This is a genomic window from Leptospira terpstrae serovar Hualin str. LT 11-33 = ATCC 700639 (genome assembly GCF_000332495.1).
Taxonomy (GTDB): Bacteria; Spirochaetota; Leptospiria; order Leptospirales; family Leptospiraceae; genus Leptospira_A; species Leptospira_A terpstrae.
The window spans coordinates 137,032-155,740 of sequence record NZ_AOGW02000018.1 but is presented as its reverse complement, the minus strand read 5'-3'; the positions used below and the strand labels follow the sequence as shown (position 1 = coordinate 155,740).

General features: G+C 37.6%; 14 protein-coding genes. 4 read left to right on the top strand and 10 right to left on the bottom strand.

The window, feature by feature from the left end; all coding sequences use genetic code 11:
• Window positions 1-36 precede the first annotated feature (36 nt).
• The 3 genes from LEP1GSC203_RS16910 to LEP1GSC203_RS16900 form a co-directional block, all read right to left on the bottom strand.
• A complete protein-coding gene (locus tag LEP1GSC203_RS16910; RefSeq protein ID WP_002975338.1) occupies window positions 37-2,109 on the bottom strand; it encodes a methyl-accepting chemotaxis protein in 2,073 nt (690 codons plus the stop codon).
• A gap of 385 nt (window positions 2,110-2,494) precedes the next feature.
• Window positions 2,495-3,628, bottom strand: a complete 1,134-nt coding sequence (locus tag LEP1GSC203_RS16905; RefSeq protein WP_039938400.1) for a FecR family protein — start codon at window positions 3,626-3,628, stop codon at window positions 2,495-2,497.
• Window positions 3,629-3,903: 275 nt separating this feature from the next.
• Window positions 3,904-5,199 (bottom strand): chloride channel protein, encoded by a 1,296-nt coding sequence (locus LEP1GSC203_RS16900; protein WP_002975316.1) that lies wholly within the window; start codon window positions 5,197-5,199, stop codon window positions 3,904-3,906.
• Between the two features lie 116 nt (window positions 5,200-5,315).
• Between LEP1GSC203_RS16900 and LEP1GSC203_RS16895 the strand changes: the two genes are divergently transcribed.
• Entirely contained in the window at window positions 5,316-5,654 is a 339-nt protein-coding gene (locus LEP1GSC203_RS16895; RefSeq protein WP_039938321.1) for an ArsR/SmtB family transcription factor, read from the top strand.
• Window positions 5,651-6,139 carry an SRPBCC family protein gene (locus tag LEP1GSC203_RS16890; protein ID WP_002975198.1) on the top strand — a complete coding sequence of 163 codons (489 nt, stop codon included), beginning with the start codon at window positions 5,651-5,653 and terminating at the stop codon, window positions 6,137-6,139. Before LEP1GSC203_RS16895 ends, LEP1GSC203_RS16890 begins: the two co-directional genes overlap by 4 nt.
• Window positions 6,140-6,163: 24 nt before the next feature.
• Here LEP1GSC203_RS16890 and LEP1GSC203_RS16885 read toward each other — a convergent pair whose 3' ends face one another.
• The 5 genes from LEP1GSC203_RS16885 to xerA all read right to left on the bottom strand — a co-directional run bounded on the left by LEP1GSC203_RS16885 (window position 6,164) and on the right by xerA (window position 12,659).
• Window positions 6,164-6,943, bottom strand: a complete 780-nt coding sequence (locus LEP1GSC203_RS16885; protein ID WP_002975271.1) for a lysophospholipid acyltransferase family protein — start codon at window positions 6,941-6,943, stop codon at window positions 6,164-6,166.
• A gap of 93 nt (window positions 6,944-7,036) precedes the next feature.
• Entirely contained in the window at window positions 7,037-9,193 is a 2,157-nt protein-coding gene (locus tag LEP1GSC203_RS16880) for a PAS domain S-box protein (RefSeq protein WP_002975211.1), read from the bottom strand.
• Between the two features lie 146 nt (window positions 9,194-9,339).
• Complete coding sequence (locus LEP1GSC203_RS16875) at window positions 9,340-10,776, bottom strand: nitrilase-related carbon-nitrogen hydrolase (protein WP_002975451.1); 1,437 nt, start codon at window positions 10,774-10,776, stop codon at window positions 9,340-9,342.
• A 43-nt stretch (window positions 10,777-10,819) separates the two neighbouring features.
• Complete coding sequence (locus tag LEP1GSC203_RS16870; protein WP_002975362.1) at window positions 10,820-11,509, bottom strand: TetR/AcrR family transcriptional regulator; 690 nt, start codon at window positions 11,507-11,509, stop codon at window positions 10,820-10,822.
• 214 nt (window positions 11,510-11,723) lie between these two features.
• A complete protein-coding gene (xerA, locus tag LEP1GSC203_RS16865) occupies window positions 11,724-12,659 on the bottom strand; it encodes a site-specific tyrosine recombinase/integron integrase (RefSeq protein WP_002975241.1) in 936 nt (311 codons plus the stop codon).
• Between the two features lie 301 nt (window positions 12,660-12,960).
• Between xerA and recA the strand changes: the two genes are divergently transcribed.
• Window positions 12,961-14,124 (top strand): recombinase RecA, encoded by a 1,164-nt coding sequence (recA, locus tag LEP1GSC203_RS16860; RefSeq protein WP_002975489.1) that lies wholly within the window; start codon window positions 12,961-12,963, stop codon window positions 14,122-14,124.
• Between the two features lie 156 nt (window positions 14,125-14,280).
• Window positions 14,281-15,324 carry a hypothetical protein gene (locus LEP1GSC203_RS16855; RefSeq protein WP_002975467.1) on the top strand — a complete coding sequence of 348 codons (1,044 nt, stop codon included), beginning with the start codon at window positions 14,281-14,283 and terminating at the stop codon, window positions 15,322-15,324.
• Between the two features lie 20 nt (window positions 15,325-15,344).
• On the opposite strand, the gene LEP1GSC203_RS16850 is transcribed toward LEP1GSC203_RS16855, so the two are convergent.
• Both LEP1GSC203_RS16850 and LEP1GSC203_RS16845 read right to left on the bottom strand, forming a co-directional pair.
• Window positions 15,345-16,172 carry an aldo/keto reductase gene (locus LEP1GSC203_RS16850; protein WP_002975378.1) on the bottom strand — a complete coding sequence of 276 codons (828 nt, stop codon included), beginning with the start codon at window positions 16,170-16,172 and terminating at the stop codon, window positions 15,345-15,347.
• A 76-nt stretch (window positions 16,173-16,248) separates the two neighbouring features.
• Window positions 16,249-18,636 carry an ATP-dependent Clp protease ATP-binding subunit gene (locus LEP1GSC203_RS16845; RefSeq protein ID WP_002975276.1) on the bottom strand — a complete coding sequence of 796 codons (2,388 nt, stop codon included), beginning with the start codon at window positions 18,634-18,636 and terminating at the stop codon, window positions 16,249-16,251.
• Window positions 18,637-18,709: the final 73 nt, after the last annotated feature.

Genomic DNA, 18,709 nt, shown 5'->3' with positions numbered 1-18,709 from the left:
GCAAAAGAAATATGCCTTGATTCTATATTCGTTTTTTTATTTTAACTTAAACCTTTCCACTTGAGTGGAAAGGTAGGAAGCTTGTGAAGCAATTTCTGCAGCCACAATGGTTAATTGGTCAGAACCTGTAGCTACATCTTGAGTTCCATTGGAAATACTGATGATTGTTTTGGAAATCTCTTCTGTTGCTCTTTTCTGCTCAAAGACTGCATCTTCAATTTGTAAATTTAGATTGGTAAGTAAATTTGAATTCTCTGCAATGTCTTTTGCATTATTTTCCTGCAACAATACAGAACCAAGTACTCTAGTCGCAGAAGTTTCAAATTCTTTCACACGGCTATTGAGTAAATTTAATACTTGTGCAGCTTCAGTAACTTTTTTGTTTCCATTTTCTACTGCAGAGTTTGTGGAAATCACAAGATCCCCAATTTCCTTTACAGAGGCTCCCGTTTGCAATGCTAGTTTACCGATTTCTTCAGCAACGACAGCGAACCCACGCCCTGCATCTCCCGCTCGAGCGGCTTCAATAGCTGCATTCAAAGCCAATAAATTAGTTTTTTCAGAAATCTCAGTAATGATATCCAATACTTCGCTGATTCGTTCAGCCTTTTCACCAATATCTTCCATCGCACGTGTGGACTCATTCATTGCAGTTTCACCAACAACTGCGTGTTCTCTAGATTCGGAAGCAAACTTTGCAAGGTATTCCATTTCTTTATTAATATTCTGAACTTCTTCTCGAAGAGTTAATACAGATTTGTCAATTTCTTTCATTTTTACAACGGCTTCTTCCATCGACTGACCAACATTATCCGCAGAAGCAGACAATTCTTCAACAGCTGCAGATGATTCTTCTGCTGCTGATGCTTGGGTTTGAGAAGTATCCGATAAATTTTGTGAAGTGGAAGCCATTTTGTTGGATTGATGACCCAACTTATCGACTGTTTGTTTGATATCACCGATAATGGAAACTAAACTATTTTTCATACGGTTCATTGAATGTAACAAACTTCCAATTTCATCTTGGTTGATTTCTTCTGCATCCGTTGCTAAGTTTCCGTTAGCAATTTGAGAAGAAAACTCCACGGCTTTTTCCAAACGTAAACTGATTTGTTTTTTAAAAACGAAATTTAAGAAAAACAAAACTACAATCAAAATGGTAATAGAAATTAATGTGGAACTTAGGATTACTTTCGATATTTGATCACTGAAAATCGAGTCAGGAATACTTACTTGTAAAGCCCAAAATTGTGGATCCTTTCCAATGTGAAACGGTGAAAAATAATGAGTGTATCCTCCATGTTGGATAGTAAACATTTTACCCAATTTTAATTTTTCTAAATATACTTTAAGGTGATCAGGGTTTTCAATTTTTTTTCCTAACTTAGTTTGGTCTTGCCCATACATCACATAAGTTCCATTAGATGACAAAAAAGCAATATGACCTTGTCCACGGAATGGCCTTGTGTCACCGATTTTTTCCTGTAATGTATTTACATCCAAATCAATTCCAGCAGCTCCCATAAATTTACCCTTTGGGTAAATGGGAACCACAAGGGAGATCATTTGGATTTTTTTACCGCCCGCTAAATATTCATAAGGTCCAAAAACTTTTGCTTTGTTGGTTTTTTTTACTTGGAGATAGTAATCCCCTGCTCCATTGGGATTATCGTAATCCACTAGTGGCTCTAAATTAATTTTTCCATCATCCGTATGGTGTAAATACGGTATGAATCTGCCTGTTTTGTCATGGCCTGGTTTTCCAATGAAAGCAGAATCTCGCCCTTCATAGGCATTTGGTTCATAACAAAGCCAAATGGCGAAAATATCATCGTTACGTTCCAAGATTTCTCTCATGCTACTAATCATTGATTCGCGAGGAGGTGAAGTATAAAACAGAGCAAAACGAAATCCACGAATCACACCCATCATCGCATTTAAGTGTTCTTGGATTTCAAAGGACCATTTTTCAGAAGTAATTTTTGAATTTTCTTTGATTTCCGCATTAAGGTCTGAAGCGGTGCGATAGATTTGAAAGGTAGTTAAAACAACAAATCCAATAAATAAAATCCCAGCGATGGATAAAGAGACCCTTTGTCGTATACTCATAAGGATCGATCTTAGGCTCTTGAAAATTTTTGTAAATATATTCCCGATTCTAAAGGTTGAAATCCGAATTTAAGATACAATCGATTCTTGGATACGAGCGTATAAAGTAATGTTTTGGGTAGATTTACTAATGAAGACCTAAGGATTCATGTTTGAAAGAGATGAAAAAAAGCATTTGTCACATAATTACTTCCTGCTAAAAACTCCAGAGATAAAAGGATCAATCTCGAATCTAGTAGAAACCTTGTAACATGATCGCTGTTATCTTTTGAAAAAAACTTAACAAAACCTTAAGGGATTTGCCCGTGCAAATCCCCCTGGAAAATTCGAAACCTATGTTCAAACAAAATGAAATTTTCTTTAGGATATCTTAGGTTTAGCCTAATTATTTCTTAGCCTTTGTATTCACTTTGAAATTCTTATACTCTACGTATTCGATATCATCGACAGACAACTGAAACACACCTTTTGTCGAGTGAACAATAAAAACATCACCCAATTGAGCCACCACAGCACCAGAAAGTACATCCCCATTTGATTTGTGGATGGTTTCTAAAACGCTATAATGGTTGTGAATTTCTTCTTCATTGTCTAAACCAATTTTTTCTGCATCAGAGGCAATTTGATTCAAAGCTTCTGATCGTTTTTCTTCATGTTGTTTTTCAATCGTGGCAACGGCAGATGTTGATCCATTTGAATTTTGAAATTCAATTTGTTTTTGGACAGTTTCTGGAGCGATGGAAACAAGGGTGTCTGCTTCCGCTTTTTCTTGAGGAGAAATAACACTTTCTGATTTGGATAGACCACTATCAAAATCTCTAAATCCAGCTAATTGTTCGTTTGTGAGAGCATTGGCAGCCACTTTTGCATTAATCAAATATACGAGTTCGTTTAAATTTGGATTTACTTCTAATCGTTCCCCTGGTTCTAAAACTACTTCGTTTTCTTCCAATGTCTTCACCAAACGATTGTAATTTTCTACAGAAAGTCCTTCATTGATTTCGAGTAACTTGGGAGAGGTTTTAAAAGCAACGGCCACAGCTCCTTCATAGACTTTTACTTTTGGTACTGATCCTTTTTCTAATTCAAAAGAAAAAACCGTTCCACGAACCCCAGCGACCATGGTCGGAGAAGATACTGATAGATTTTGTCCAGATTTTAATTTTACAGATTTTACGAGGAGGTTACCTGCCCACAAATGGATGTCTGTATTCGGATGGTTTTCCCCAGAAAGGTCTCGAAACAAAACATCGGAATTGTCTTTGATACGGATCACTTCCCCTCGGAAAGTTTGTAAATCCACCCTACCCAATTTGGTAAGAACTCGGTCGCCAGGACGAACCACGTCTCCTATTTTTGCTTTGGATTCCTTTCCTTGAGAAGTAATTGTGATATTCCCCTGTAGAAAAGTGACAACGGCACCTGCAGTCTGGTCTTTTGTTTGATTGGAACCAAACTGGAACCAATTGCATTGTAATGATAATAGGAAGATGGTAAGTAGTGTAATTTTAGTTTTCATATTTTTTTCCAATTGATCCCCGTAATAGAAGAAACAATTCAGAGTAACTCCATTTTCAAATTTGTAAAAACAAAATCTTTTTTTTAGAGAATTAAATTGGATTTTGCCTAGTTCCGCTGAAAATTGATACAAAAATGTAACCAAGTCAGACAAAATTTTGCCAATAAACAAGAGTTCTTCGACAAAACTATAACGAAAAAAAGAAAGCTAACCAAATCTCAATCTGTAGGAAAAGAAAACTGAAACACTAGAAATGACAAGTAAAAACGATAAAACTATTTCTTAAGTTCTGAAATTTTTTTCCCAACGTGGGCAGTCGGACTAAAAAATTTCGCACTTCCTATTATTTGAGAGGAGTAAATACTGCTATGTCCAGAACTGATATAGGCAATTTGTGAAGTGAGAAAGAATATGATTCCCGATTCCCAGCCGAACAATTCCATTCCCATTATGGCAGAAGCAATAGGTGTATTACTGGCTCCTGCAAAGACCGAAATAAATCCAACTCCAACAAACAACATAAGGTGACCTGGATCAAAATAACCAAAAACATTTCCCAAACTAGCACCAATAAAAAACAAAGGAGTCACTTCTCCTCCTTTAAAACCGGAGCCAATAGTTATGGTCGTCAGGATTAACTTTAAAAGAAAAGTCTCCCATGGCAAAAGCTCTACGAAGGCTGCTTGGATGGTAGGTAGTCCCAAACCAAAATACACTGGGCTGAATCCGAATCCAAATAAAACAACAAGGATGATACCACCAAACAAAGGCCGAAACGGTGGATAATGGATGAAGGCAGAATGTAATTCTGTAACTTTATGAATAAACAAAGTAAATAACTTAGCAACCCATCCAGAAAATATAGAAATCACAACCAAACAACAGATAGCTGTATTTGTAATTTCCAATGGAATATTTGGATAATGCGAATGACTCACTCCCCATTCAAGACATACTAAATGTGCTAGGTATGCAGTAACTAAGGAAGGGAAAATTAGTTTCCAACGATATGTTCCAATCCGAATCACTTCGTTTGAAAAAATTGCGGCAGCAATGGGAGTTCCGAATACGGATGCAAATCCAGCACTCATCCCCAGTATAATCAACGTTTGTTGTTCTTTCGAAGTTAATGGTACAAACCGAACCAATTGGTGAGCAATAGATCCTCCCATTTGGACAGCCGTCCCTTCTCTCCCGGCAGATCCACCAAACAGATGGGTCACTATAGTTCCGAAAAAAACAAAAGGAGCCATACGAATTGGGATGATGGAAGTGGGAGAATGAATTTCTTCTAAAAGTAGATTGTTTCCCTTAGTAACGTTTTTCCCGTAATAAAAATATAACCATCCTATAAAAATTCCTGCCAGTGGAAGAAAATACACGATCCAAAAATTCGAGTCTCGAAACTGAGTTACTTTTTCCAGTGCCAGTAAAAAGAAAGCAGATGCAGAACCCACTACGAGAGAAATAAAGCCCAGAATGACTGACCATTTTAAAATACGAAAGAAGGGGTTGGAAAGGTTGAGTAATTCTAAACTAACTTTCTTGCGTTTGGGATAGGAATTTTCCATCATCTTTCCTTTCCCATCATATGGAATCAATTCACCAAGAAAACTATCTTTTCAAAACCAAAAAATGCCATTACTTAGGTGTTGACCTAAGTAATAAAATCTGATACAATGCCCATATGGTCAAAAGAACCTACAGTATAGATGTGATTTTGCAAGCCCTGTCTGATCCGACAAGGCGACAGGTCATTGAACGGCTAGGCATTGGTCCTGCCAGTGTTAGCGATTTAGCTTCCCCTTTCTCTATGGCAATGCCTTCCTTTATGCAACATTTAGAGATTTTGGAATCTTCACAACTGATCTATACCGAAAAAGTAGGTAGGGTGCGAATCTGTTATTTGAACCAAAATCCATTTTCAGTTATGGATTCTTGGCTACAGGCGCAAAAGTCGTTGTGGGAAACAAGGCTAAACCAACTGGACTCATTCTTATTAAAAACAAAGGGGAAAAAAATATGAGCAAAGAATCGAAAGAAACATTCAATCCCGAATTGGACTTGGTGTTGGAAAGAATAGTAGAAGTTCCAGTGGAATTGGTATGGGATGCTTGGACAAAGCCAGAACAGCTAATGCATTGGTTTACTCCAGCTCCATGGAAAACCATTGATTGTAGGATTGATCTAAAACCTGGCGGAGAGTTTTACACTTTAATGCAGTCTCCAGAAGGGAAGGATTTTCCAAATAACGGATGTTTTTTGGAAGTGGTTCCATTAAAAAAATTAGTTTTTACTGATAGTTTAATTTCTGGTTATAGACCATCGGGCAATAGTTTTATGACTGCCTTTGTCACAATGGAAAGTTTAGGTACTGCTACAAAGTATAAGGCCGTGGCAATACATAAAGACCCGGAAACAAAAAAACAACATGAGGAAATGGGATTTATGGATGGATGGGGTACAGCTCTCGATCAACTTGTAGCCTATACAAAAACCTTACCAAAATAAAAATGATAGAAACGAATGAGGCCGTTACACAGTAACGGCTGACTTTTCAATTGCTTCTATTTCCTTTTTTTTATCTTTCATAAGAGTTTCTGCTGCTGCCAAATAAGATTCAAAAGTAGAATAATCTTTAGCTTTGATAGATCCGCAAAAATGGAAATATACTGTTTTAGATTTTTTTAAATGAGAATATTCTTTTAAATCAGAATAACCCATCATCCCACTCACAACAAAAACATCTAAATCCACATTAAATTTATAAGCAATTTTCATAACCCCGGTTTGGAATGGTTTAATTTCTTCAGTAAAAGTTCTTTCACCTTCAGGATATAGAAATATTGACCTTGTTTTTAATACTTTCAGAACATCTGTTTTGAAGTTTCTGAAATTGGGTTTTCTTTCAGAATAAATAACTGCTTCTACTATGGTTTTGTGCATCATCAGAGGAATGATTTTATATCTTTGAATGATATCTCCACCCAAATAAGACAATTTTACATCTTTCGATTGCGACAAATAAGGTAATGCAACAATCAGTGGTACTTCCATTGCATTGGTATGATTACAAATTAAAAAACGATTATTCCCATTGGGATCCCAATCTCCCTGTTCAAAATGTAACGTTCTACCAGTGAGTAGGAAAAAAGAACGATACCAAAAATAACCGAGGTAATTATTAATCCGATTAGACCATTGATCTAGACCAGTAATTTTAAAAATATAGGAGAAAGAAAGTCCGATAGGAAATAGAATCACAAGGATTGGGATTGCATAACATAATACAACATAGAATTGGAGTTGGCCCATGTGAGAATAGGAACCGACACCTGAGTCTGGTAAACAAGAATTCGACTGAACAGTCTTAAAATCTAAATATTTTTAATTTTAACTTAGAATAGATCAAATAGACAGCTCTAAAAGAAACTTTGACAATGGATTTCTAACGATGCTAATTTTACCTTCGATTTGATCTACTAACATACCAATCAATTGAAGGCCAAACCCAGGCGAGTGTTCAAATGAAATGGAATCAGGAATTCCCACTCCATTGTCAGCGTATTCTAAATATAGTTTTTTACCTTCACGGAATATTTTTAAACTAATTTCTGCATTTGTTATATCATTGAATGCATGTTTCATTGAATTGGTAATGAGTTCGTTCAGAATGATACCTAAAGAAGAAAGGAGTTTTGCACTTAATTCTATTGGTTCTTCGAGGATTTCCATTTTCAATTCTACGTTTTTGGGAAAGATACTTACAATTTCGTTAAAAATAGCGGGGAAATAATCTTGTAAGGATACTGTATTGTCAGTTTCGGAATGATATAGTTTATCATATAGAACAATCATACTTTTCACTCGGCCGGCTGCCTCATAGAGTATCGTCTGAATGGACGTTTCTGTTTGAGACCTTGCCTGAAGAGTTAACAAGGTAAAGATGGAACTCATATTATTTTTTACACGATGGTGAATCTCTTTGAGAATGTTTTCTTTTTCATGTAATAACTTTTGAATTTTAGATTCAGAAAGATTACGAACACTTACATCTCTTAGGATTACAGTATATAATTTTTCTCCCTTAACAGAAATTTGAGAAATAGATGCTTCAATTGGGAATTCTTCCCCGTTTGCACGAAGACCACGTATCTGGCCAAGAGCACCCATGGCTCTACGGCTCACTCCTGTTTTAGAAAAGGAATCAATGTGGCTGTCATGTTGACTACGAAAATCCATCGGAATCAAACGATCCAATCCTTGGCCAATAATATCCGTAGACTGGTATCCAAACATTTTTTCGGCAGCTCCATTGAAGAGAATGATTCTTTTGGATTGATCAATACTAATGATTGCATCCATCGCAGATTCAATGATTTGTGTGAGTTTAGCTTCCGATTCCCGGACTTGTTTCATAGCATTTAATCTGTCAGAGATATCTCTTCCAACTGCAATATAACCGATTGGCAAATCACTTTCATCATTCAAAAGTACTTGGTTGACTTCGATATTGCGGATACTTCCATCCTTTGCAAATTGAATGACTTCACCAATGAAACTGCCTTCTAAGTTGACTTTTTCGATCACTTGATCGCTAGTCAGTTGTAGATAATCTGTTTTTAAAACCTCTAAAACGGATTTTCCTATCACTTCTTCTGCTTTCCAAATATAAATTTTTTCGGCAGCTTTGTTCCAATAATTGATTTTATGATTAAAATCTGTACCAATGACGGCATCCAAAACATTATTTAACATATTGGCTTGTTTTGCGATTTGACTTTGAACATTGTATTCTGCAGTGATATCTCGAAAGACTAACACTACTCCTCTAGTATCACCATTAAGGTCTTTGATGGGTGATCCTGAATCAGAGATCTGATATTCACATCCATCTTTAGAAAGTAAAACTGTATGATTGGCAAGTCCAACAATAGAGTTGGTTCGTAAAACAATATCAACTGGATTTTCTACCAAACTACGGGTTTTGACATTCACAATTTTGAATACATCGCTTATGGTAAGTCCAACTGCTTCATCATGTGCCCAGCCTGTTAATTTTTCGGCAATTGGATTCATACGAATGACTTTTCCATCGCTATCAGTTGCGATGACTCCATCGCCTATCGACTGCAATACTGTTTCGAGATGTTCTTTTTTACTTTTAGTCAGTTCGTTTGCTTCAAAAAGTTTGAAGGCCATCTTGATAGAAGCATCGAGGACAGTAAACCCAGAGTTTTTTACTACATATCCGTACGATGTGATGGTTTCTGTTTTTTTAACTATATCTCTTTCTGTATGGGAAGAAAGAAATACTACCGGGATTTCTTTATGATTCAATATTTCTGTAGCGGTTTGAGTTCCATCTAGGCCACGACCTAGATCTATGTCCATAAGAATGAGATCAAAAGGTTTACCTTCAAGGATAATGAGTTGGATAGCATTTTCCCCATTGGTAACATGGGTCACAACATAACCACCCTGCTCCAATTGGTTTTTCTCAAACATGGCGAGAAGTGCTTCATCTTCAACTAACAAAATGGATTTATCAGCGACTAAAGTCATCAAACATCCTTTGAGAACTCCAACAAATGGGCTTCAGGAATTCACAGACTACAAATCATGACAAAATCGATATTTAATTCAATCAAATATTTAGAAATTTTCTAATATTAAAATCTAGCATTTTGCTACTCATACACAAATTGTTGTTAGTTTTTATTCTTTAGTACAAACACAAAAAGACTTCCGAAGCCCAAATAGAGATATCCCAAACCTACTACCCAATTCCCTAATTTACTATAAAGAGTTTTGACTGCTACCGTGGGAACCGATACGACCAAAACGCCATCATTTTCCTCATAATAATCTAAGGTGCCTTTGACACGACCATAGGCATCATAAACTCCTGAAATTGCCCCACGAGCTGAGCGAACAATCGATGTTCCATTTTCGATTCCACGTAAGGCCGCCATTTCCGTGTGGAAAGGATTGATTCCCTTCCAATCAGAAGCAGGAATAAAAGTGACTCCTGTTCCTAATTCAGAATGTGTTTTTGTTAATTGGAGGCTATCGAAATCATAACAAATGGCTGCAGACATTTTTCCCCATTCGGTTGCAATGACCCGTATTTCGGAAGGGTTATGAGATATTGGCTCTCCAGGAGGAATGAATTGTTTAAAATAAACCTGGCGGGTAGAACCATCTTTGCCAATCCAATGCAACTGATTCTCTAAAAAGAATTCATGTTCTTTCAGTGGAACAATATAAGCTGCGACGATTTCGATTTCTTTTTCTTTTGCCAAGGTTGCTATTTTTTTTAAAAAAGAATCCTCTTCTTTTCTTTGGATAAGAATGGCTCCTTCATTCCAAACTACAACTTTTGCACCCTCATCCGCTGCCTGTTTGGTGCGAGCAAATATTAGATCGGTATTCTTTTGATTTTGGATAGAATCTTCCCAAATGGTTTGAATTTCCATTTTGGAAGTTACGGTTCCTACTTTGATACTATTTCCTTCTATGGGAAGGGTGAGACGAACTGAACCATAAAACGATAAGCCCACTAATAAAAGAAAGCAGCTTATTAACGCGTATTGGGAAGGTTTAGAAATTTTAGAATGAGTTATAAATTCCGATAGGGATTGTTCAAGACTTCCATTCACTAAGTAAATGAGAAAACTAATCCCCGTGGCACCAAATAATGAGGCGGATTGAATCAAAATCAAATTGTTAATTTGACTATTGGCTAACATCCCCCAAACACCTAACTTAGAACAGTAAGCACCGATCCACTCTACAATTGTGAATAAAAAGGCAAAACCTAAGGTTGGAGATATTTGTTTGGAGAATTTTATTCTAACTTGGTTCCAAATCCAAAGTAAGATTGTAAATACAATCCCTGCTTGGACTCCGGAGAAGATAGCAATCCAAATGTGGAACGGCTCGGATATAATCCGCATAGTAGACGCAGTTTGGATGATGATGAGCGCCATAAGAAGAGTTCGAATGGAATATCCAAGGCGGACATATCGTAAAAAAGGGATGAGGGAGATCCAAGCAAAAATAGGAATGTTCCAATTCATTCCGGTAAAGCCAAGGAATAGTCCACCGACAAACAAAAGTAACCACTTTTGGTTAAAATATTTCATTCATTATTCCTTATATACTTATATTTAAAATTGACACAATATCTCATTCATTCACTTTTCCACCGGCTCCTATCCACAAATAATTCAAGGATTCAAGCCAGAGTTTTTCTAAGTTTTGATTCAGTTGAAATGAGAGGATGGGAACTCCGAAAAAACAAGAGGCAATAGCCAATGAAAACGATTTCCAATCAGTTGATTCGGGAAGTTCACCATTCTTAGCTGCAACAGAAATTGCTTTGCGAATGATTCCTTCGACCCCATCTGCATCCAAGTTTTCTATTCCAACAATCTTCGGGAAAAGTAACATTCGCTCTGCATTTGTGAGTTTCTGTTGTTTTAAGGATTTGAGAGTCCTAGCTTGAAAGGAAATGATTTCTAACAGGATTCTAGGATTTTTTTTTGATTCTTTGGCCGTATAACGGAATAAAGCGGAAAGCATTCCAAAACCAGATCCAGACAATTTTTTCTCATTGGCAAACACAGAAACCTGCAAACTCCAAATTTGAATGTAATGTAAGATTAGATCGCCCTTCTCAGGAAAATAATTATAGAAAGTTGGTTCCGAAACCTCGGCTATTTTACAAAGATCTTTAATTTTGATTTCTTCAAATGATTTTGACTCAAGTTCAGATAAAAAGGCAAAGGTTAAATTGAGTCGAGTTTTTGCAAACTTCGTTTCCTTAAGAGGAAAGGAATTAAATAAACCAGAATGTTTATCGGAAAGTAGAGACACAAATAAATATAGCCAACATTATTTTTATAGTCAACTATATATTTTAGATAAAAATACAAAAAGATGAACTTAATTAAAGATTTTTAATGAAAATAGGGAATGTGATTTCGTAAATATTGCCTTTGTGGTAAAGGAAAGTCATTGGGCGGCGGGTCTAGTTCCCCACCCTAGTTCAGGGCGGGGAGATTATATCCGCGCGGAAACTCAACCCAATTCACTTCTTCGCATGAGGATGTGCATTTCGATAAACTTCCTTAAGCCGATCTCTCGATACACTCAAATAAACCTGCGTAGATGATAAGGAAGAATGACCGAGTAACTCTTGTACGGCGCGAATGTCGGCACCAGCATTCAATAAATCAGTAGCAAAGGTATGTCTAAATTTATGAGGAGTGATTGCTTTCTCCATTCCCATTACTACGCGACGTTCGGATAAAATATAACGAATCCCGCGTGTTGTTAATTTTCCACCGCGTTGGTTTAAAAAGATTTCTTCAGGACCTGCTGTTCCTCTTTCTTCCAAATAATCTCTTAGAGCCGCTTGTGCTTCATCACCTATAAAAACAAATCGTTCTTTGCGACGTTTTCCCATCACTTTCAGCGAAGTTAATTCATGGTTAAGATCGCTTAACTTTGCATTGACTAACTCAAATACCCGAAGTCCCGTACTATACAAAACTTCTACGATGGCTTTGTCTCTTTTCCCAAGTACTTCCGCTTTTTCTCCATCTTCGTAGTCCAAAATATCTTCTGTTTCGATTTGTGTGAAATTTTTAGGTAACTTCTTTTTGGTTTTAGGGAAACTTACCTGTAGAATGGGATTGGCTCCTATTTTCTCTTCGCGGAATAAAAATTTATAAAAGGTGCGTAAGGATGATAGTTTACGACTCTGAGTACGTTTGTCTTGTTTTTTAGTGGCTTTCAGGTCTGCAAAATAAGCCCGGACATCCAATACATCGACCGTTAAAATATCAATTTCCTCTTTCAAACAAAACTCAAAGAAGAATTTTAAATCACGTAGATAGGCAAATAGTGTATGTTCCGAATAGTTTTTTTCTATTTTTAAATAAGTTCGGTAACTGCGAAAGAGTTCAGCCATAGCTTGGGGGAAATGGTCGGGGATTTGGACTTCAAGAACTGGCAGGGTCATACAGAAAGACTATCGGCAAAGTTTTCTTTCTCCTACGGCAAAAAAATACTATACAAGTACTTACATTTTGTTTAGTGTTGAAAACGGAAAAAAAAGACATAATCCGGAAAAATTCCCTCCCTCCTCTAATTTGTCCCAGGTCTCATCCATAATGAGACCCATCTGGAAGAGAAAAAGAGTGGAATTCGGAAGGGATGGGTTCATCCTTGAAAGAGTCGGTTAGGTAAGTTTTTTTAAGACCAACCGGCGAAGTCCCCTACCTAGTCTTTCGGAACACCGATTTTAGGAGAACGTTTGATTCATGAAAAAAGAGAAAGCTGACAAGGCTCAAGAAAAAGAAACCGACCAAAGAAAGCAGGCCATTGACGCTGCCCTAGGCCAAATCGAAAAACAATTTGGAAAGGGTTCTATTATGCGCCTTGGCGCCGATACACGTATGTCAGAAATGAACGTAGTATCTACAGGTTCTTTGGATCTAGACATCGCCTTGGGGATAGGCGGGTTTCCTTCTGGAAGAATCCTAGAAATTTATGGACCAGAATCTTCTGGTAAAACAACTCTCACTCTTTCTGCCATTGCAGAAACGCAAAAAAAAGGAGGCATTGCCGCCTTTATCGATGCGGAACATGCCCTTGATCCTTCCTATGCAAAAAAATTGGGAGTGAACGTGGATGACCTACTGGTGGCACAACCTGACAACGGGGAAGAAGCGTTGGAAATTTGTGAATCTTTGGTTCGCTCCAATGCGATAGATCTTATCGTGATCGATTCGGTGGCAGCTCTCGTCCCGAAAGCAGAAATCGAAGGTGACATGGGAGACTCTCATATGGGTTTACAAGCCCGTCTCATGTCCCAGGCACTTCGTAAACTCACAGGAACTATTTCTAAATCCAATACCACTGTGATCTTCATCAACCAGATCCGTATGAAGATCGGTGTGATGTTTGGAAGTCCGGAAACTACTACGGGTGGAAATGCTTTGAAATTCTATGCGTCCATCCGATTGGACATCCGTCGTATTGAAACTCTGAAAGAAAAGGAAGAACCTGTGGGAAACCGCGTGCGAGTGAAAGTAGTGAAAAACAAATGTGCCCCACCTTTCCGCCAAGCAGAGTTTGATATCATGTATGCTACCGGGATCAACAAAGAAAGTTCGTTGATTGATCTTGCGGTTCGTCATGACCTCGTTGCCAAAGCAGGTTCGTGGTATTCCTATGGTGGAGAAAAAATCGGACAAGGAAAAGAACAGGTCAGGCTATTCTTTCTCGAAAACCCAGACATTGCCTTCAAAATTGAGAACCAAGTAAGAGATCTCAATGGACTTCCTTTGGTGGACCAAGCAAAAATCCAAACAAGAGAAGTAAAATCCATTGAAAGGGATCCAAAAGAAACTAAAGAAACAAAATCAAAACAACCAGTTAGTTTCTCCACCGAAGCAGACGGAGACGTTGCTGTCGGAGAATAAATAAACACGGCTTTCTTTTTAGGAACCATTGACCGGTTCGGGGTTTCCCCGGGCCGGTTTTTTTTTGCCATTCCAAGAAAATGCAAATTCGTCCTATGAAAATGGATGTCTGGAAACTGTCTTCTTACAGATTGTCCCTGATACCTTTCTAATTTTATGACAAAAAAAACGATCCTCCTCTTATTGATTTTCTCTCTCCAATGCCAAATCCAAGAAAAGAAAACAGAAACTGCCTTTCAAGAAACTTCTCTTTATGATGAATGGGCAGGTCTTATCGATTCTGATCCACTCCATAAAAAAGAAATGGATCTTAGTTGGAATAAACTAACAAACACTAGAGATACCATTACCGAGTATTTAAAAAAGAAAGATTATAACCCTAAAGTAAAAACAGTCATTTATCCTTTTAGCGGGATAGATGTTTTGAATTTGTTTTCCTTTTACCCCCATTGTGAACGTTTTATCTTATTTGGCTTGGAAGATCCAGGTTATCCCAATCAATACAGTTCCTTAACTGATAAAGAAAAACTAATTGTAAAACAAGGAATCCGGAACTTATCGGATCATTTAGCGGGAAGAAATTATTTTACTTACCGGAAAATGAAAGAAGAAACCAAGAAAAAAGAACTAAACGGCGCCTATCCTGTGTTTGTTGCATTTCTTCGCAGAATGGGTAAAGAAATCCTGGATTCAAAAGAAGAAGTAATTGTTGGGAAAGGAATTACTTACAAAGGATTCACAATATCGCTTTACGATACAAAACTAAAAAAAGAGGAAACTCTTACTTATTTTAAAATATTCTTAATTGGCAATGAAGGTGTTCCTGGTGACGGGTTGTATGAATACTTCTCTGAATTAAAGAATGTGGGAATTTTTACAAAGTCAGCGGAATATTTGTTTCATGGGGAAAAACGAAAGTTAGTCCGAGACTTGCTTTTAAAAAATGCAGACTTTGTGGTTCAAGACGAGTCAGGTTTTCCGATTCGTTTTTTTCCTGAAGAACTTTGGAGACGCCAAGTATTTGGCCGGTATGAAAGATCCTGGAATTTATCGGGTGCCGTTATCCCCGAAGTCCAACTGGAATTGAAACAATTGAGTGAGAAAACAAATGATACACCCTTACCTTTTCCTTTTGGTTATGGGTATTTGGGAACTAAGGACAACCGACAATCGGCAGTCCTTGTCTTTGACAAAAAATAAAATTTAGGATTTCGCTACGGCTACTCCACGGTGGTGGGATCCCAACAAGTTCGAAAATCTTCATTCCAACTAAAAATTTCCTTCATATCGGAATCGGATAAACCAAAATCATAGACATCAGCATTCTCCCGAATGCGGTCTGGATTTTTGGATTTAGGAATGACCACATGCCCCGCTTGCAATGACCACCGAATTAAGATTTGGGCATTGGATTTATTGTATTTTTTGGCCAATTGAGTAATGCGAGGGTCCTCTAACTTTTGTCCATGAGCCAAAGGGCTATAGGCTTCTAGTAGGATTCCTTTTTGAATGCAATAGTCTTTTAGTTTTGTATCTTGCAAGAAAGGATGGTATTCCACTTGGTTCATTGCAGGTACCGTTCCCGTTTCTTTTAATAGTTCTTCCAAGTGAGGGACCATAAAATTACTAACACCAATGGATTTTGCTTTGCCTTCTGATTTAATTTTCTCCAAAGCTTTCCAAGATTCATTTCGTTTTCCAGAAACTGGAAAGTGTATCAGATACATATCCACATAATCTGTTCCTAATTTTTTAAGTGACACATCTATCGCTCGTAAGGCGGTATCGTACCCTTGGTCAGCGTTCCAAAGTTTTGTGACTAAAAAAATATCACTGCGGTTCACACCTGATTCTTTTATGGCAGTTCCTACATCTGCTTCGTTTCCATAAATCGCTGCAGTATCAATATGCCGGTATCCTAAAGAAAGCGCAGATTTAACCGCTTCCAAACATTCTTTCGGCCGGGACTTCCAAACTCCGAGGCCTAGTTGAGGCACAGAGATGGATTGATTGGATGGTAAAGTGGATGTAATTTCTAGGTTTGCCATAAAGTAAACCTTAGACTAAAAAAACCCAACGATCGTATGTCTATCGTTGGGTGTCTCCTTTGGAATTTCCTAAAAATTATCGTTTCGAACCGACAGTTTCCGGAATGGCAGCAAATTGTAATTGTTCTCCGTTCCAATCTGCTCGAAACCTTCCCTCACCAATGGTTCCCGAAAGAATTTCTTTAGCCAAAGGTCGGTTTACGATTCGATTGAAAACACTTCCCAAAGGTCTTGCCCCAAATTTTGGATCAAATCCTTGTTCCCTGAGAATGTGTTCCGTACTTTCGGAGAGTTCAATAACGATTCCTTTTACTTTTAATCTTTCATTCAATTGTCTAAGTTGTTTTTCGATTAACTTTTCCATAATCGAAGAATCTAACGAATGATAGGTTAAAATTGCATCCAATCGTCCTAAAACTTCTGGTTTGAAATCCGCTTCAATATTTTTTGAATTCGTGGTCAAAATTACAATGGTATTTTTAAAGTTAATGGTTCTACCTTTGTTATCTGTCAATCGACCTTCATCCAAAATCTGGAGTAGGATATCGGAAAAATCAGGATGTGCCTTTTCCACTTCATCAAAAAGAACTACGGAATATGGTTTTCTTCGAATCGCTTCTGTTAGGATTCCACCTTCCTCGTAACCGACATAACCTGCAGGAGCACCAATCAACTTTGCCACGGAATGTTTTTCTGAATATTCACTCAGATCCAAACGAACTAAATTAGTTTCTTGATCGAATAAAAATTTAGCAATCGCTTTGGCCGTTTCTGTTTTTCCCACTCCTGTAGGTCCTTTTAATAGAAAAGATCCTAAGGGGCGTGACTCAGAAGAAATTCCTGCGTAAGATGTTAGGAGTGTATCTGCAATTTCTCGGATAGATTCTTTTTGCCCATACACTACAGTATTTAAGTCATCTTCCAAATGAAGGAGATGGTCTTGTTTTGTTTTTAATATCTTTTCCGCTGGAATTCCAGTTTGTCGAGCAATGACAGCTGCTATATGACCTCTTTCCAAAATCCAACTATTTTGAAAATTACCCAGTTCCTTTTCTAATTCAGGAAGCACAGCATACTTCAACCGAGAGGCTTCCGTATAATCTGCTCTTTGTTGTGCTGCATCCAAATCAAATTTCACTCGATCAATTTTATTTTTGATCGATGCAATTTGTTTTAAAGAATTAACTTCTTTCTCCCAAACAACTTTACCTTCTTGGAATTTTTTTTCTAAAGTTTCAATTTCCTTTAAGATGTCTTCGTTTTTCTTTTCCACTTGGGCAAAGATTTTTTTAGACCGAATTTCACTTTCTAATTCCACAAGTTCTGTTGGCATTGCTTCTGCAGAAAGTTTTAATGCAGAAGCAGCCTCATCTACTAAATCTATGGCCTTGTCTGGTAAAAATTTATCAGTTATGTACTGGTCTGACAAAAGTACAGAGGCATAAATCGCTTCATCGGAAATTTTAATTCCATGATGGATTTCATGTTTATCACGAATTCCCATAAGAATTTCGATCGCGTCTTCCTTACTTGGTTCATTCACGGGAACCGCGCGAAATCTTCTTTCTAATGCTTGGTCACCTAGAATGTATTTTTGAAATTCATCTTGAGTAGTGGCTCCAATACAATGTAATTCTCCACGAGCAAGAGCTGGCTTCAAAAGATTAGCTGCATCCATGGCTCCATCAGTTTTTCCAGCACCAACCAATTGGTGAATTTCATCAATGAAAAGTACGGCTTCTCCTGATTGGCCTTTGATATAACGAAGCATGGCAGTTAACTTTTCTTCAAACTCACCCCGGTATTTTGTCCCAGCCATCAGTTGGCCCATATCCAAAGAATAAATTGTTTTTCCTTTTAATACATCGGGAACACGTCCCTTAACAATTTGTTCTGCAAGTCCTTCCACAATGGCTGTTTTTCCTACTCCAGCACTACCCACTAAAACGGGATTATTTTTTGACCTTCGTCCTAAAATTTCCATCACCGAACGAATTTCTTTACTCCTTCCAATGACTGGATCGAGTTTACCCTCGCGTGCCAGATCATTCAAGTTCACAAGAAAATTAGGAACCTCTTCATCCGTTTCCTTCACTTGCAAATCTTCGTAATTGATTTTTAATTCAGGTAATACTTGCGGTAAAAATTTCAAAAAATCTGCTTCTTTCAATTCCTCCCGGCCATTTTCAGCAGCCCTAGAGGATGCCATGGTGAACCACTGGGCAAGTTTTGGCGAAGTTCGTAGAGACTCAAAAGGAATCTCACCGGAAGCCCGAGCCTGTTTCTTTAAGAATTCATCTACTGTAGATTTATATTTGATTAATGATTTTCCGGAAACAGAGGTTGGCAGAGTCATAAACCCCCAAACCAAATGGTAAGGAGTGATTTCTGTATTTTGTCTCCTCATAGCTTCTGTTTGCGCGATGTCCAAAGCTCCCTGGACGTTGGAATCATACTGTTTCATAGGTTTTCCCCTCTATTGGCACTCTGTAGGTTAGACTGCCAATCTTACGTTCTTCTTACAAGTTTTTTAAGGA

Excerpts from the sequence above, each read along its gene's own strand:
- LEP1GSC203_RS16880 (WP_002975211.1), bottom strand. The coding sequence starts at position 9,193 with ATGACTTTAGTCGCTGATAAATCCATTTTGTTAGTTGAAGATGAAGCA.
- LEP1GSC203_RS16905 (WP_039938400.1), bottom strand. The coding sequence starts at position 3,628 with ATGAAAACTAAAATTACACTACTTACCATCTTCCTATTATCATTACAA.
- xerA (WP_002975241.1), bottom strand. The coding sequence starts at position 12,659 with ATGACCCTGCCAGTTCTTGAAGTCCAAATCCCCGACCATTTCCCCCAA.
- LEP1GSC203_RS16895 (WP_039938321.1), top strand. The coding sequence starts at position 5,316 with ATGGTCAAAAGAACCTACAGTATAGATGTGATTTTGCAAGCCCTGTCT.
- recA (WP_002975489.1), top strand. The coding sequence starts at position 12,961 with ATGAAAAAAGAGAAAGCTGACAAGGCTCAAGAAAAAGAAACCGACCAA.
- LEP1GSC203_RS16885 (WP_002975271.1), bottom strand. The coding sequence starts at position 6,943 with ATGGGCCAACTCCAATTCTATGTTGTATTATGTTATGCAATCCCAATC.
- LEP1GSC203_RS16855 (WP_002975467.1), top strand. The coding sequence starts at position 14,281 with ATGACAAAAAAAACGATCCTCCTCTTATTGATTTTCTCTCTCCAATGC.
- LEP1GSC203_RS16875 (WP_002975451.1), bottom strand. The coding sequence starts at position 10,776 with ATGAAATATTTTAACCAAAAGTGGTTACTTTTGTTTGTCGGTGGACTA.
- LEP1GSC203_RS16850 (WP_002975378.1), bottom strand. The coding sequence starts at position 16,172 with ATGGCAAACCTAGAAATTACATCCACTTTACCATCCAATCAATCCATC.
- LEP1GSC203_RS16900 (WP_002975316.1), bottom strand. The coding sequence starts at position 5,199 with ATGGAAAATTCCTATCCCAAACGCAAGAAAGTTAGTTTAGAATTACTC.
- LEP1GSC203_RS16845 (WP_002975276.1), bottom strand. The coding sequence starts at position 18,636 with ATGAAACAGTATGATTCCAACGTCCAGGGAGCTTTGGACATCGCGCAA.
- LEP1GSC203_RS16910 (WP_002975338.1), bottom strand. The coding sequence starts at position 2,109 with ATGAGTATACGACAAAGGGTCTCTTTATCCATCGCTGGGATTTTATTT.
- LEP1GSC203_RS16890 (WP_002975198.1), top strand. The coding sequence starts at position 5,651 with ATGAGCAAAGAATCGAAAGAAACATTCAATCCCGAATTGGACTTGGTG.